Genomic DNA, 16123 nt, shown 5'->3' on the forward strand with positions numbered 1-16123 from the left:
CACCCGGTCCACGATCATCACGATAGGCATGACGCACTGCAGCACGTCATCCACCCACCCTGCTCACTCGCACGGAGATGGGCGCCAGTAGTACCGCGTAGACGACGCCGGTGATCAGCAGGTAGAGGGTGTCGGCGGCGCGGATCACCGGCCAGCGCCGGTCGCGAGAGTCGCCCGACTCGGATTCGACGCGCTGGTTTCGCTACCCTGGTGAACACAATGACCAGGACAGCCGACGCGAATCTCCGCGAGCTTCGGACCCGCCTGGCCGCCGTAACCCTCCGCGATGAACACCGGTTGCGCCGCAACCTGGACCGGTCGCGCGGCGGCGATCTCACCGGCATCACGGCCGAGATCGCGGCGGCCGAGCGGCGCGTCGAGGCCCGCCGCGCCGCGGTACCCGAAATCCGCTATCCGGAGCAGCTACCGGTCTCCGCGCGCCGCGAGGATATCGCCAAGGCGATCATGGAAAACCAGGTCGTCATCGTCGCCGGTGAGACCGGTTCGGGTAAAACCACCCAGATTCCGAAGATCTGCCTGGAACTCGGCCGTGGCATCCGCGGCACCATCGGGCACACCCAGCCGCGTCGGCTGGCCGCGCGCACCGTCGCCGAGCGCATCGCCGAGGAGTTGGGCACCGAACTGGGCGATGTCGTCGGCTACACCGTGCGTTTCACCGATCAGGCCTCCGATCGCACCCTCGTCAAGCTGATGACCGACGGCATCCTGCTCGCCGAAATCCAGCGCGACCGGCTGCTGCGCCGCTACGACACGATCATCATCGACGAGGCACACGAACGCAGCCTCAATATCGACTTCCTGCTCGGCTACCTGAAGCAATTGCTGCCGCGCCGACCGGATCTCAAGGTCGTCATCACCTCCGCGACAATCGACCCCGAATTGTTCGCCGAACACTTCGCCGACGAAACAGGCACTCCCGCACCCATTGTCGAGGTATCCGGCCGTTCCTATCCGGTCGAAATCCGGTACCGGCCGCTATCGCTGGAGCTACCCGTCGCCACCGATGACGACGACGAGGACACCAGGATCGTGGACCGCGACCCGGTGGACGCCATCGGCGAGGCGGTGCGCGAACTCTTCGCCGAGGGCGACGGTGACGTGCTGGTCTTCCTATCCGGTGAACGCGAGATCCGCGATGCCGCGGATGCGTTGCGCGACTTGCAGATTCCGCGCACCGAGATCCTGCCGCTCTACGCCCGCCTGTCGACGGCCGAACAGCATCGTGTCTTCGCTCCGCATCCGGGGCGACGAGTCGTGCTGGCCACCAATGTCGCCGAGACCTCGCTGACCGTCCCCGGCATCCGCTACGTCATCGATCCCGGCACCGCCCGCATCTCGCGCTATTCGATGCGCACCAAGGTGCAGCGCCTGCCCATCGAAGAGGTCTCGCAGGCCTCGGCACGCCAGCGCGCGGGACGCTGCGGCCGCGTCGCCGACGGCATCTGCATCCGCCTGTATTCCGAACAGGACTTCGAATCCCGGCCCGCCTTCACCGAACCGGAGATCCTGCGGACCAATCTGGCCGCCGTCATCCTGCAGATGACGGCGCTCGGACTCGGCGATATCGAGAATTTCCCCTTCGTGGAGGCGCCCGATCGCAGGGCCATTCGCGACGGTATCGCGCTGCTGGAGGAATTGGGCGCGCTCGCTCCACGCGCCACCGCGAAACCCGCTCGGCGGCAAGCTGATTCGCAAGAGGTCCAGGACCGAACGAGCAGCACTTCGGCCGAAAGGATCCCAGCGGAACAGACATCCGATGCGACGCTGACGCTGACCCCCACCGGGCGCGAAATGGCACAGATACCGGTGGATCCGCGAATGGCGCGGATGCTGGTCGAAGCCCACCGCACCGGCGTGCTGGCGGATGTGCTGATCATCGTCGCGGCGCTGTCCATCCAGGATGTGCGCGAACGTCCAGCGGACCATCAGCAAGCCGCGGACACCAAACACGCCCGCTTCGTGGTCGAGGGCTCGGATTTCCTGGCCTACCTGCGGCTGTGGGAGTACCTGACCGAACAGCGGAAGTCACTGTCGTCCAATCAGTTCCGGCGCATGTGCCGTGACGAGTTCCTGCACTATCTGCGGATCCGGGAGTGGCAGGACCTGCACGGACAGCTGCGGACCATCACGCGGGGGCTCGGATGGTCTACGCACGCCGACGGCCCGGACGGCACCGAAAGCGGTTCGCGCCGTGGGCGCCCCGCTGCGGACGGCCGTGATTCGAACGGTGGGCAGCGCAAGAGGCGTGAGGCCGATTCACCGCGCGCCAACTCGGACCGCGCGGACTCGTCTCACCCGAAGGCGAACCGCCGTGGCCGTGCGCGCGACAACACCGCCGCTTCGCGACAACAGGCCGCCGAGGCACTCGAAAACGATGGCACCCCGTGGGATTCGACCGCCATCCACCAGGCACTGCTGGCGGGCATGCTCTCCCACATCGGCGTCCGCGAGGCCGAGACCCGCGAATTCCTCGGTGCCCGCAATGCCAAATTCATGATCTTCCCCGGATCCTCGCTGGCGAAGAAGCCGCCCCGCTGGGTGATGGCGGCCGAACTGGTCGAGACCTCCCGGCTCTGGGGCCGGATGGCGGCCCGGGTGGAGCCGGAGTGGGCCGAGCGGCTGGCCGGTGATCTGGTGAAGCGCACCTACTCCGAACCGCATTGGTCCTCCAAGCGTGGTTCCGCGCGCGCGTACGAGCGGGTCACGCTGTACGGCGTACCGCTGGTGGTCAGCCGCGCCGTCGATTACGGCCGAATCGATCCGGAACTGTCGCGAGAGCTGTTCATCCGGCATGCCCTCGTACAGGGCGAGTGGCAGACCCGCCACGAGTTCTTCCACCGCAATCGTGAACTGATCGACGATGTCGCCGATCTGGAGCACCGCGCCCGCCGCCGCGACATTCTCGTCGACGACGAGGTGCTGTTCGAGTTCTACGACAAGCGCATCCCGGCCGATATCGTTTCGGTGCGCCATTTCGACAGCTGGTGGCGCGGCGCGAAGCGCAAAGACCCTGCGCTGCTGGACTTCTCGACCGATACCGTGGTCAACGCGGCTGCGGCGACCCTCGACCCGACCGACTTCCCGGATGCCTGGCGGCAAGGCGAGTTGAGCTTTCCGCTCACCTACCAATTCGAGCCCGGCAATGACGACGACGGTGTCACCGTGCGGATCCCGGTCGAGCAACTGGCGCATGTTCGTGCCGTCGGCTTCGACTGGCTGGTGCCCGGTATGCGCGAAGAGTTGGCCACCGCGCTGATCAAGACGCTGCCGAAGGCGCTGCGCCGCACTGTCGTTCCCGCACCGGACTTCGCCGCGGCCGCACTCGCCGCGCTCACACCGCGCGCCGAACCTCTGCGCATCGGGCTGGCCAGGGAGCTGTCACGGCTCGGTTCGGTCAGCATCGCACCGAGCGATCTCGATCCCGCCGCGCTGCCGGACCATCTGCGCATGACCTTCGCCGCGATCGACGCCAGCGGCCGGGTACTGGCGCGTGGGAAGAGTCTGGCCAAGTTGAAAACCGATCTGTCCGAGCAGGTTTCGGCCTCCGTCGCGCGCGCCACCGCGGGTGCGGAACGTGCGCCCGCCACCGTGTGGACCTCGGAATCGCTGGGGACGGTCCAGCCGACCGTGCGCAGCGAGGTGGCCGGACAGACCGTCACCGGTTATCCGGCGCTGGTCCCCGAGGGCGACGGTGTCGCGGTGCGTGTGCTGAGCTCCCCCGCCGAACAGGCCGCCGCCATGCGGGCGGGCACGCGCACACTGGTTCTGTGCGCCATTCCCACCTCGGTCCGCACCGCCACCGCGAGTCTGCCACCGCGAGATCGGCTCGCGCTGAGCCAGAATCCGTACGGTTCGCTCGACGCGCTCATCGACGACTGCCGTGCCGCCGCCGCGGATGAACTGATCGCCGCCGCCGGTGGACCGGTGCGCAGCCCGAGCCAGTTCGACGCTGTGGTCGCGAGGATCCGCCCCGACTTCGTCTCCGCCGTGGCCCGCATCGTGCGCCTGGTAGTGCCGGTTTTGGCTAAGGCGCACCAGGTTTCGTCCGCGCTCGCCGATACCGCCGAACGCGATATCGCCGACGATGTCCGCCACCAGCTCGACGACCTGATCTTCCCCGGTTTCATTTCGGAGTGGGGCGGCGCTCGCCTGCGCGAACTCCCCCGCTATCTGGAGGCCGCCCGCATCCGCCTGGAGTCGCTACCCGGCTCCGCGGTCCGCGACCGACAGGGCATGGTCGAAATCGACCGCGTCCTCGCCGCCTACGACCGCCTCGTCAACGCGCTGCCCGAAACCCGCAAGCACGCCACCGAGGTCACCGAAATCTGGTGGATGATCGAGGAATTCCGCGTCAGCCTCTTTGCCCAGAAACTGGGCACCCCCTATCCGGTCTCGCTCAAACGCATCGAAAGGGCCATCGCCGCCATGCGCCGCTGAGGCGGACAGCGTGCCCGATCGGGCGCTGGCTGAACTCGCAACGATAGTTCTGGGGGCGCGACCGAGGCGAGATCTGGCGATACAGTCGCCGGACATGATGGCGCGCAAGAACATTGTGGCCGCTGACAGTACGGAACCGCGTCGGTTCGGCAGTCCGACGTGACTATCGAAAGAGGTGTTCGCCCATGCGGAAATTCCTCGCGCCGATCCTCGCCGGCCGGTGCCGTCGTGCTCGCCCCAACGGCTTGGGCGGATGCGCAGGCGCCTCAGCCCGCGCCGGTACGTGCCGACAGCGATGTGCTGCGGCAGTTGGTTCGGCTGCTCGATACCGGTTCGGTCAGCATCTGTCCCGGGCAGGCGATGGGCAGCTTCGGCTGCTCGTGCCCGCCAGGGATTTGTCTCTGACCGCTGGATCAGTCGGCGGCGGCGGTGACCGTCGCTTCCTCGCGGTGCTTGCGCAGGTCGGCGATTTCGCGTTCGAAGTCGTCGGCGGAGGTGAAGGAGCGGTAGACCGAGGCGAAACGCAGGTAGGCCACCTCGTCCAGATCGCGCAGCGGACCGAGGATGGCCAGGCCGACCTCGTGGCTGGGCACCTCGGGGGACCCCTTGGCGCGCACCGCGTCCTCTACCTGCTGGGCCAGCAGGTTCAGTGCGTCTTCGGCGACCTCGCGGCCCTGGCAGGCGCGGCGCACACCGCGGATGACCTTCTCCCGGGAGAACGGTTCGGTGACGCCGCTGCGCTTGACCACCGATAGGATCGCGGTCTCCACGGTGGTGAATCGTCTCCCACACTGCGGGCAGGAACGCCGACGGCGGATGGCCGCGCCTTCCTCGGCCTCACGCGAGTCGACGACCCGCGAGTCGGGGTGTCGGCAGTAGGGGCAATGCATCCGAGAGATCCTTCGTCGATGCGCGCGCCCGCGTCCGAATCGGCTCGGTTCGCCAGTCCCGATCCGGCGAGCACGTGTACAGGGGTCTAGACCGATACGTCCATATCAGGTCCAGGATACCCGGGAGGGGGCATCAACTGTCTCACACGTCCCAACTACCCCGTCGAAACGCTCAGCCGAGTTGCCACTGCGTCGTCAGATCGGCGATCAGATCCGGGATGCGCGCGATCATCCGGCCGTGCGCGAGCTTGCTCCAGAACGATTCACCGAGCACCGCCTCGGCGAACGGTCGATTGCTTTCCATATCGATGTGTCGCAGCACCAGATCGCCTGTGATATAGGTCCAGCGGGTATCGCGGTCGGCCCAGTTGAAGTCCGGCAACGGGGTCCGTAGCGAAATGGTGCGTCCCGCGATATCCGCGCTCACGGTGGCAGGTGCGAAGACACCTGGTGCGCGGACGCCAGGGACCGCGGGCTTACCGGCCACCGTGCTGACATAGGTCATGACCCGGCCCATCGAGCCGCGGCCCGCCGAGGTGACATCCCACTGGTCGGCGATGACGCGATTCTGCTCACGATCGGTCATGCGGATGAGCGCGTCCACATATCCGTCGCGGGTATGGGAATCGATCGACTGCCAGGCGGTGCGGATATCGGCATCGATCACCCCGGCCGCATACATTTCGTCGATTCCGGCCATCCCCAGTGCGGCATAGGCCTCGTGCATCGGGACCAGATCGGTGAAGATGTGCTTCTGCATGATCATCAGCCGGGTCTGGTACCAGACAACATCCTCGGCGCTCAGGCGCGAACCCTCGGTGGCGAGCAGCCGGATGTCGGCGGGCACCTCGGCCACCAATTCCGGTGGGGTGCCGCGCAACAGGTCGGCGACCGCATCGCCGAGCTGATGGATGCCCGGCACATCGAGCACCAGCCCGACATCGCCGAGATCGAAGAAGCCGGAGGCGAAGGAGCCGCCCGCGATTCCGGCCAGGCCCGCCCACCAGTACTCCTGATGTTGATTGGCCAGCCGGAAGTAGTTGACGTACACCTGACTGAAGGTGCGCTGGTTGGCACGCACACCGAGCGCAGGAACCCAGGCCGCGAGGTCGATATCCGCATTGCGGGTCGAGACCACCAGCCAATACTGGTGCAGCAGTGTGGCATAGCGGCTCGGTGCCACCCCGTCGGCCCTGGCCTGGTCGAGCGCCGCACGCAAGGTCGATTCATCCAGGGGCAGTGCGGGATTCAGTCCACCGCCACCGGCACCGTCCCCGTTGAGCGCGGGCAGATCCAGGTACGGCTGGTATGCGGGTGCCGCCTGTGCGGCCGGAATCATGGTGAGCCCGAAGATAAGACAGGCCAGCAGCCCGGCGATCCGGGCAAGCAGACGGACGGCGTGTGCAGCGGTGGAGCGATGCGTCATTGCGTGGTGTCCCGAAATCGTTCGTCGGCAAGAGTTGCCTAGGTCACGTTTTCAGGCACAGTAGCAACATGTTCTAGTTTGCAATCGACAATTTCGGCCACGCTTCCTGGCGGATCGGCCGGTCCCCATCCGCCACAACCGCTTTCGACCAGCTACCGCGGCACACCGACTCCCACACCGTCCGGAACCGACTGCCGCTCGACCACGGCGGGCGCCATCGTCGGAGTGTCGCCGCCGAAAGTTCCGGCGCGCCAATGCGCCAACCCGATCAATGCCGTCACCACCAGCGCGCTCAACAACGCGGCAACGGCGAGCACCGCGTAGCCGACCTGCGCCTGTTCGACCCGCTCCATCGGATACGGCCCCCGCGCCCGAGGTGATGCGGGCGTTCGAACGGAACCGCGGTCGTACCGCACCACCGCACCACCGGGCCGACTGTCGCGCGGACGCCGATCCGTCGTGGCGCGCGTGACCTCCAGGGCGCGCACACCACCGCGATGCGGGCGCTGCACGCGCGGAACGGATTCGAAGCCGAGATCGACGTCGGCCCCGTCCTCGAGGTCGGTGCTCATGGCGCTGATCGCTGTGCTCATCGGACAAACCTCCGTGAAGGGGTGTATTGGGTGCTCAGGTATGTCGCGAGACGATGTGGGGTAGCTGTTCGATCAAATGTTCGAAGAACTTGTGTTCGATTTCTACCACGCTGCACCGACAAAGTCAGCAGAAAACGCCGACATGCCTCGAACAGATGTTTGATACATCGGCGTGACCGGACTAGATTCGTAGAACGAAATCAATGGGGACATAGAAGGGCGGTTGCGGTGAGCCACACAGACGACACGGGCGACGAGAGCGGAGTCGGCAACGATCCGTCCGGTACCGGGGCGGATCTCACCGTGCGTCAGCGCAAGGTCCTGGAAGTCATCCGCACCTCGGTGAGCGAGCGCGGCTACCCGCCGAGCATCCGCGAGATCGGCGATGCGGTCGGACTCACCTCCACCTCGTCGGTCGCACATCAGCTGCGCACCCTGGAACGCAAGGGCTATCTGCGCCGCGACCCGAATCGCCCACGCGCCGTAGACGTTCGGGGCCTCGACGAGGCGGTGCGCGCGGTGACCAACCTGCCGACCACCGAGGACGCCGAGACCGGACGGCCCGTTCCGACCTTCGTGCCCGTGCTGGGGCGGATCGCCGCCGGTGGTCCGATCCTGGCCGAGCAGGCAGTGGAGGATGTCTTCCCGCTGCCGCGCGAACTGGTCGGCGACGGCTCGCTGTTCCTGCTCAAGGTCGTCGGTGAATCAATGGTCGACGCCGCGATCTGCGATGGCGACTGGGTGGTCGTGCGCCAGCAGAATGTCGCCGATAACGGCGATATCGTGGCCGCGATGATCGAGGGCGAGGCGACGGTGAAGACGTTCAAGCGCACCGGTAAGGATGTCTGGCTCATGCCGCACAATCCGCTGTTCGAACCGATTCCCGGTAATGACGCGCGGATCCTCGGCAAGGTCGTCACGGTCATCCGCAAGATCTGACCCCGGTCGAACGGTTCAGAGCGGCGGCAGCATGGGCGCCCAGAAGTCGGCTCGGTGGTCGGCGGCATAGGTGTCGATGAGCCGATTTCCGCTGGGCCGGAAGGACATGACGAGCGGCGCGGCCGGATCGTAGGCTGGTATCGGTTCGAGACCGGCCGGATCCGGTCGCGCAGCAATGGTGAATCGGGCCCAGTACCTTCGCATTTCGGCGGCGAGGCGCTGCTGGTCCGGTGTCTGCACGGCGCCGTAGAGCCAGCCGAGGTCGCGCAGGCTCCACAGTGATGCCAGTTCGCTGGCGTGGTATGCGCCCAGCGGGAAGATATTCGGTGGGCCGAGCGGCGCCGGATCGTCGAAGGAATAGGTGTAGGTGGGCGTGCGCGGACCGAGCCCGTCGTATTCGACCACCAGCATGGTGAGGATGCGGTCGGTCCAGGCGCGCGACAGTGCGAGTGCGGGCTCCGGATAGGCGGCGACCGGATAGGTCTGTTCGACGCGGTCGAGTTGTTCCGACGTCAGGTCGGGCATGGCGGCGGCCAGTGCGTCGCGGTATCCGGCGGCAGTCAGCGGTTTACCAAGGGGCACACCGTATTTCATGTACACCCAGAGCGACATCTCGTCGTTGTTCGCACCGACGAGCGTGGGCACGTCGGCGAAGGCACCGTCGCGCACGGCCGCCCGTGGTCCGGACGGCAGGAACTGGCCCCCGAATACCGTTGCGGTGATGGAATCATTCACCAACGTGTCCACCGGCAGCGCGCGCAGGCACGCCGCGGTGCCGGGTCCGGCGCATCCGAGCCGTGCGGCGTATGCGTCACCATCGGCCACCGCCGTCGAGGCAGGCACACCGGCGCTGCACGGTCCGCTCTCCATGATCGCGGCCCGGAACAGCCCGCGCGAGCTCGGTGCGGCCAGCTGAGTGCATACCGATGTCGCACCCGCCGACTCCCCCGCCAGCGTCACGCGGTCCGGATCACCACCGAATGCCGCGATATTGCGCCGGACCCAGCGCAAAGCGGCCTGCTGATCCAGATATCCGTAATTGCCGGGACCGGAACCGTCGTCGAGCGCCGAGGCGGCGAGATAGCCGAGCGTGCCGAGCCGGTAGTTGATCGTGACCACGATCAGGTCACCGTCACCGTGCGCGATCAGCGGCTCGGCGCCGTAAACGTCACCCGAGCCGGTGACGAAACTGCCGCCGTGGATCCACACCAGCACCGGTAGTCCAGCACCGTCGATGGGCAGCTCGCGCGGCGTCGAAACGTTCAGATACAGGCAGTCTTCCGACTTCGTCGGGTTGGCACCGACCACCCCGAAAAAGTCGTTGTCCTGCGGGCAGCTCGGCCCGGCCACGGTCGCATCCCGAATGCCGGGCCACGGTGCGGCCGGAGCCGGTGGCCGCCAGCGCAACTCGCCGACCGGCGGGGCCGCGTAGGGGATGCCCGCGAACAACCGATGCTCGGCGGCCACCGTGCCGCGCAACTGACCGGTCTCGACGATGACGAGATCGGCGGCGACCGGCTGGGCGGGAGTCGGTCCGGCAACGCCGATCAGCACGATGACCGACGCCAGGATCGCGACCCAGCCCCGTGCTGCCATCCGATCAGGCAATCCGCGCAGCTCATACGGGCCGCGTACCCGGCGTCCCGTTGTCATCCAACGATGCTTGCGCACGCGCTCACGCTAACCATCCGCATCGCTGAAGTGGGCGGCAATTCCGAAAGTGACCCTTGCCACACCTCGGTACATGCGCGTACCGTACTGGTGGTACACGGATGTACCACGCTGGGAGGTGCCGCATGACCACGGTGGAATTGCCCGACGGGCCTACAACTCCGGCCTTCGTACAGGCCATCGAGGTGTTGGCGGGCCGCACCCGCGCATGGCGCAGATTGCACCGGCGCTACGGCTCGGCGTTCACGGTCTATCTACCGCGCTTCGGGCGGATGGTGGTGCTATCCGAACCGGCCGAGGTGAAGGCGCTGTTCACCGCCAGCTCCGATGTGGCCGACAACATCGATGTCAATCTCGGCCAGTTCCTCGGTCCCGGCTCACTGTTCTCGCTGCGCGGCGCCGAACACCGCAAGCAGCGCAAATTGCTGACTCCGCCGTTCCACGGTCGTCGCCTCGCGGTCTACGAGACGCTGATCGAGGAGGAGACGGTGCGCGAACTGGCCACCTGGCCGCAGGGCCGGGAGTTCGCGACGATGGATTCGATGATGCGGATCACCCTGAATGTGATCCTGCGCGCCGTATTCGGCGCCGAAGGCAAGGAATTCGACGAACTGCGCGAGCTGCTACCGAAACTGGTGCTGGTCGGGTCGGCGCTCGCGGCACTGCCGGTGCCGCGAAAGTTCTTGGGGCAGTATGGCCCATGGGCCCGCTTCGCCACACACCGCCGCAACTACGACGAAATCGTCGGCAGACTCATCGACCGCGCCGCCGCCGACGAGCACCTCGCCGACCGCGACGATGTGCTGGCAATGATGTTGCAGGCCCGCTACGACGACGGCACCGCGATGACCCGCAGCGAGATCGCCGACGAACTGCTCACCCTGCTCACCGCGGGCCACGAGACCACGGCGACCACACTGTCGTGGACCATCGAGCGTTTGCGCAGACATCCGGAAGTGTTGCGGCGCTTGGTCGCCGAGGTGGACGAGGGCGGTTCGGCACTGCGCGAGGCCACCCTGCTGGAGGTGCAGCGGGTGCGTCCGGTCATCGATTCGACGGTCCGCAAGATCCGTGCGGAGTCGATGCAGTTGGGTCGGTGGACCCTGCCCGAGGGACAGAATGTGCTGATCAGCATTCGCCTCATGCACGACAATGAGGAACTGTTCCCGAACGCCCGCACCTTCGATCCGGATCGTTTCGTCGGTGTCCGGCCGGGCACCTTCAGCTGGATTCCATTCGGCGGCGGGGCCCGGCGCTGCATCGGCGCGGCCTTCGCCACCATGGAGATGAACGTCGTATTGCGCACGCTGCTACGGGATTTCACGCTCGAACCGACCGCCGCCCCGGATGAGCGCACGCACTTCCGCGGTGTCGCGCTGGTGCCCGCGAAGAAGGGCCGCGCCGTGGTGTATCGCCGCGCGCCCCGGCCCATTACGGCCGAGGCCAGAGCCGAACAGGTAACCGATGAGCACAGCATCGCATAGCGATTCGATGAGGGGTGGTCAGGTGACGGGCGGGCGCGAGCAATTCGCCGATGTCGGGCACGGCGTCACACTCGCCTACGAGCGCCTGGGGGAAGGCGGCACTCCGCTGCTGCTCGTCGCCGGACTCGGGCAACAACTGCACGACTGGCCCGACGGTCTCTGTGAACTCCTCGTCGCACGCGGCTACGAAGTCATTCGCTTCGACAACCGCGATGTCGGCAAGTCGACGCACTTCGGCTTCCCGCCGCCTGGTCCGCTCGATTTCCTGCGAAAGCGTTGGCTCACAGCGCAATACGACATCTCGGATATGGCCGCCGACACCGTGGGGCTACTCGATGCGCTGGAGCTGAGCTGCGCGCATGTGGTCGGGATGTCGCTCGGCGGGATGATCGCGCAGACCGTCGCTGCCCGCTATCCGGCCCGGGTCGCCTCGCTGACCTCGATCATGTCGACCACGGGTGCGGCGCGGGTCGGGCGTCCTGCGCTGTCGACGTGGCGGTTGATGTTCGGCCGACCGGCCCGAACGCGTGCCGAACACATCGAACACTCGGTGCGCATGTACCGCCACATCTGCTCGCACGGCTATCCGTTCGACGAGGAGGCGGTGCGCGCCGCGGCCGCGACAACCTGGGACCGCGATCCCCATCCGGCACCGGGCGTCGGGCGCCAGCTCGCGGGCGTCCTCAAATCCGGTGACCGCACAGCGGAACTCGCCGCGGTCATCGCCCCCACGCTGATTCTGCACGGTGACCGCGATCTGATGGTGAATCCGACCGGCGGCACCGTCACGGCGAGCGCCATTGCGGGTGCGCGCCTGCACATCCTGCCCGGCATGGGCCATGACCTGCCCATCGGCGTCCGGCCGACACTCACCGATCTCATCGACACCCATATCCGCACCGCCAGGAGCACCGATGCCCCGCACCGCTAGGCCGCTGTCCGGCCATCCCGTCATGATCACCGGCGCCGCCTCCGGCATCGGCCGCAGTCTCGCCCAATTACTTTCCCGCCGTGGGTCGCCCGTGGCCATCGCCGATATCGACGAGGTCGGCTTGAAGCAGACGGCCGCCACACTCACCGGCCCGGTGCTCGTCCGGGTGCTCGATGTGCGCGACGCCGCCGATCAACTCGCCTTCGCCGCCGAGGTCGAGGACTGGCTGACCGAGCCGTTGGCGGCGGTATTCAACAATGCCGGTGTGGCGGTGAGCTCGTCTGTGCTCGACGCGGTTCCGGAAGACGATGAATGGTTGCGGCAGATCAACTTCGACGGTGTGGTCAATGGCACCCGTGCGTTTCTGCCCATCCTGGTCGAACAGAACCAGGGCACCATCGTGAATACCTCCAGCGTATTCGGACTGCTCGGCATGCCAAATCAAAGTGCCTACTGCGCCGCGAAATTCGCGGTGCGCGGCTTCACCGACGCACTGCGCCAGGAACTTCGGGGCACGGGAGTGTCCGCGGTGAATGTGCACCCCGGCGGTATCACCACCAACATCGCGCGCAATGCTCGGGTGCGCAAGGATCCCGAGGGGCGCGGCCGCTCGCACGAGCAGATGGCGGCGGAATTCGAGGCGATCACGATGACCTCACCGGACAAGGCGGCCGAAATCATCTGTCGCGGCGTCGAGCGCGGGAAGTCTCGCATCCTGGTCGGGCCGGACGCCTACGTCTTCGATGCGCTCGCACGCGTCGCGCCGACGCACTACTACGACATATTCTCGGTACTGGAGCGACGGCTGCGCGCCCGCGCGAACGCGGGAGTGACAGCATGAGCGCATCGCGCGACGATTCGACGACGGGTGGCCGCCGAGAGACAGGTGGGTCCGAGCATTTCGATGTGCTGATCGTCGGCGCCGGCCTGTCCGGCATCGGCGCGGCACACCATCTGCAGACGGCCTTCCCGAAGCGCAGCTACGCAATTCTGGAGGCGCGCACGGCAATCGGCGGCACCTGGGATCTGTTCCGCTATCCGGGGGTGCGTTCGGATTCCGATATGCATACCCTCGGTTACCGTTTCCGCCCGTGGACACAGGCCGCGGCAATCGCCGACGGGCCATCGATCCTCGACTACATCCGTGACACGGCGGCCGACGCTGGTATCGATCGACGAATTCGATTCGGGCACAAGGTCATCGGGGCGTCCTGGTCGACCGAAGCAGCGCAATGGACGGTGACGGCCGAACACGATGGTGCCACCTCGACATTCACCTGCGGCTTCCTGTATGTATGCAGCGGCTACTACCGCTACGACCAGGGCTATACCCCAGAATTCGCCGGAATCGAAGATTTCCGTGGCCAACTCGTGCATCCGCAGCAGTGGCCCGCCGACCTGGACTATGCGGGTAAGCGAGTCGTCGTGATCGGCAGCGGTGCCACCGCGGTGACGCTGGTTCCGGCCATGGCCGAGACGGCTGCGCGGGTGACCATGCTGCAGCGCTCCCCCACCTACATCATGTCCGTGCCGACCGAGGACGCGGTGGCGATCCGCCTGCGCGAACGGCTCGGGCCCCGCCGGGCCTATACGATCACCCGCTGGAAGAACGTGCTGATCGGCACGCTCATCTACCAACTCAGCCAGCGACGTCCCCGCATGATGCGCGAGTTCATCCGCAAGCAGACGGCCGCTCAACTGCCGACCGGATACGAGGTGGACGTCCACTTCAAACCGACCTACAACCCCTGGGACCAACGACTCTGTCTGGTGCCGGACGGGGATCTGTTCCAGGCGATCCAGAGCGGGCGCGCCGCCGTCGTGACCGACCGGATCGAGAAGTTCACCGCCGACGGCCTGCGGCTGGCCTCGGGCACCGACCTTCCCGCCGATATCGTGGTGACGGCCACCGGCCTGCAATTGCTCGCCTTCGGCGGAATCGAATTCAGTGTCGACGGCCGTGCTGTACCACTGCCCGACACCATGGCCTATAAGGGGATGATGCTGAGCGGCGTCCCCAATTTCGCCTTCACCATCGGCTACACCAATGCGTCCTGGACATTGAAGGCCGATCTGGTGGGCGAATTCGTGTGCCGGTTGCTGCGGCATATGGACGACAACGGCTACGACCAGTGCACGCCGTGGCCGGATCCGAGCATCGCCACCGAGCCGCTGCTGAATTTCCAATCCGGCTACGTCCAGCGTTCCATCGACCACTTTCCCAGGGCCGGGTCGCGACGGCCGTGGCGATTGGGTATGAACTATGCCCACGATGTGCTCGCACTGCGCCACGGGCGGATCGAGGACGGCACCATCCGGTTCGCGAGCCGGGCTGCCGCACCCGACCATGTTCCAGTGCGTGTGAGGTCATGATCGCGGTGGCGGCGGGGCGAACTAACCTGATTCTCGTGACCCGTGCCGAGCCCGCCGCCAGTACCGCCACCGAGGGCACGCCGGAATCCGCATTCCGGCGTCGGCTCCTCGATGCGATGGCCGAGTCGGTGCGCGATCGCGGTTATCGCGAAACGACGGTGGCCGATGTGGTGCGCAACGCGCGCACCTCTCGCCGCACGTTCTACGAACATTTCGAGAGCAAACAGGACTGCTTCATCGCGCTGCTCTCCGAGCGGAACAGTGAGACGATCCAGCAGATCTACGACGCCGTCGACCCGGCCGCGCCGTGGCGCACCCAGGTCCGGCAGGCCATCGAGGCCTGGATCCACGCATCCGATCAGGACACCACGATCACCCTGGCCTGGATTCGGGACACCCCCGCGCTCGGCGAGGCCGCTCGCCAGGTCTACCACGACGCGGCCGAGGCCTTCGTCGATCTGATCCAAAGCCTCACCGCCACACCGGAGTTCGAGGCGCCCGGGCTGCATCCGCCGACTCGTCAGATGGCGACCATCCTTTACGGCGGGTTCCGCGAGCTGATCGCCTCCACGGTGGAAGAGGGCAAGGATATCCGCGACATCATCGACGTCGCGGTCGATACCGCCATCGCTCTTGTCGGCCCGCGCTACGAGCAGGGACGCTAGTCCTTCACGGCCGTGAACTGCGCCAGCGCGCCATTGCGCACCAGCTCGATCTCGCGCAGACCCGCCGCGGCGATCCAGCCGGACAGCTCGGCCGCGGTACCGGACGGTCCGAATACGCCCATCGTCCGCATCACCCGCATGTGCAGGTCGAAACGCGGCCGCACCCCGCGCACCACGCAACTGCCGACCAGCCGTCCACCCGGTGCGAGCACGCGGGCGAGCGAGCCGACCGCGGCGGCCGGATCCGGCATACAGTGCAGGCCGGCGAAACTCACCACCAGATCGAATTCGCCGGTTGCGAACGGCAGATCGACCACATCCGCGCGCACATAGTCGATATCGGACAGACCGGCGCGCTCGGCCGCGCGACGCGCCGCCGCCAACTGGTCATCGGAAATATCCACCGCTACATAGCGGAGCTTGCGACCGGGTTCGAGCCGACGCAGGGTTACGCCACCGCCGACCGGCAGGTCCAGCAGTGCGGAACCTTCCGGCAGCTGATTGACCACCTGCATCGCCGCATACATCCGGCGGGTATCGCAGCCCCACATCACCTGTCCGGCGGGCCTGGCAAGCCGCGGATGGTCGAGCACGAAGTCGTACACCGGCGCCCCGAGATTCCCCCAGGCTCGGCTCTGCCACACTTCACGGACGTCGGGCACGGTGGTCTCCTCTTCGCGCGGTGGGAGTCCA

The 16123-nt window shown here is 66.7% G+C and carries 12 protein-coding genes; 7 read left to right on the forward strand and 5 right to left on the reverse strand.

Annotation, left to right across the window (positions count from 1 at the left end):
- Positions 1-219: 219 nt before the first annotated feature.
- A complete protein-coding gene (gene hrpA / locus NA5_RS14055; protein WP_063813364.1) occupies positions 220-4458 on the forward strand; it encodes an ATP-dependent RNA helicase HrpA in 4239 nt (1412 codons plus the stop codon).
- 413 nt (positions 4459-4871) lie between these two features.
- On the opposite strand, the gene nrdR is transcribed toward hrpA, so the two are convergent.
- From nrdR to NA5_RS14070, 3 genes are all read right to left on the reverse strand, one after another.
- Positions 4872-5348: a transcriptional regulator NrdR gene (gene nrdR, locus NA5_RS14060; RefSeq protein WP_062985856.1), complete on the reverse strand. Its 477-nt coding sequence runs from the start codon at positions 5346-5348 to the stop codon at positions 4872-4874.
- A gap of 172 nt (positions 5349-5520) precedes the next feature.
- Positions 5521-6774: a hypothetical protein gene (locus NA5_RS14065; protein WP_062985858.1), complete on the reverse strand. Its 1254-nt coding sequence runs from the start codon at positions 6772-6774 to the stop codon at positions 5521-5523.
- 152 nt (positions 6775-6926) lie between these two features.
- Positions 6927-7367, reverse strand: coding sequence for a hypothetical protein (locus NA5_RS14070; RefSeq protein WP_157110398.1), 441 nt, complete (start codon positions 7365-7367; stop codon positions 6927-6929).
- A gap of 228 nt (positions 7368-7595) precedes the next feature.
- Here NA5_RS14070 and lexA point away from each other — a divergent pair, with 228 nt between their 5' ends.
- The gene (gene lexA, locus NA5_RS14075) at positions 7596-8306 is read left to right on the forward strand and encodes a transcriptional repressor LexA (protein ID WP_062985862.1); all 711 of its coding nucleotides are present in this window, start codon (positions 7596-7598) and stop codon (positions 8304-8306) included.
- Between the two features lie 15 nt (positions 8307-8321).
- Here the strand turns inward: lexA and NA5_RS14080 are convergent, their stop codons facing one another.
- Complete coding sequence (locus tag NA5_RS14080) at positions 8322-9959, reverse strand: carboxylesterase/lipase family protein (RefSeq protein WP_157110399.1); 1638 nt, start codon at positions 9957-9959, stop codon at positions 8322-8324.
- Positions 9960-10102: 143 nt separating this feature from the next.
- Between NA5_RS14080 and NA5_RS14085 the strand changes: the two genes are divergently transcribed.
- The 5 genes from NA5_RS14085 to NA5_RS14105 are packed head-to-tail and all read left to right on the forward strand — an operon-like array spanning position 10103 to position 15430.
- Positions 10103-11461 (forward strand): cytochrome P450, encoded by a 1359-nt coding sequence (locus tag NA5_RS14085; RefSeq protein WP_062985866.1) that lies wholly within the window; start codon positions 10103-10105, stop codon positions 11459-11461.
- Between the two features lie 22 nt (positions 11462-11483).
- The gene (locus NA5_RS14090; RefSeq protein ID WP_245672225.1) at positions 11484-12392 is read left to right on the forward strand and encodes an alpha/beta fold hydrolase; all 909 of its coding nucleotides are present in this window, start codon (positions 11484-11486) and stop codon (positions 12390-12392) included.
- On the forward strand, positions 12376-13233 hold the full coding sequence (locus NA5_RS14095) for an SDR family NAD(P)-dependent oxidoreductase (protein WP_062985870.1): 858 nt from the start codon (positions 12376-12378) through the stop codon (positions 13231-13233). The genes NA5_RS14090 and NA5_RS14095 overlap by 17 nt, the downstream gene beginning before the upstream one ends.
- The gene (locus NA5_RS14100) at positions 13230-14765 is read left to right on the forward strand and encodes a flavin-containing monooxygenase (protein ID WP_062985872.1); all 1536 of its coding nucleotides are present in this window, start codon (positions 13230-13232) and stop codon (positions 14763-14765) included. The genes NA5_RS14095 and NA5_RS14100 overlap by 4 nt, the downstream gene beginning before the upstream one ends.
- A gap of 35 nt (positions 14766-14800) precedes the next feature.
- Positions 14801-15430, forward strand: a complete 630-nt coding sequence (locus tag NA5_RS14105; protein ID WP_245672226.1) for a TetR/AcrR family transcriptional regulator — start codon at positions 14801-14803, stop codon at positions 15428-15430.
- Here the strand turns inward: NA5_RS14105 and NA5_RS14110 are convergent.
- On the reverse strand, positions 15427-16092 hold the full coding sequence (locus NA5_RS14110; RefSeq protein ID WP_063813366.1) for a class I SAM-dependent methyltransferase: 666 nt from the start codon (positions 16090-16092) through the stop codon (positions 15427-15429). The genes NA5_RS14105 and NA5_RS14110 overlap by 4 nt on opposite strands.
- Positions 16093-16123 lie beyond the last annotated feature (31 nt).

The organism is Nocardia anaemiae NBRC 100462 (assembly GCF_001612725.1).
Classification (GTDB): domain Bacteria; phylum Actinomycetota; class Actinomycetes; order Mycobacteriales; family Mycobacteriaceae; genus Nocardia; species Nocardia anaemiae.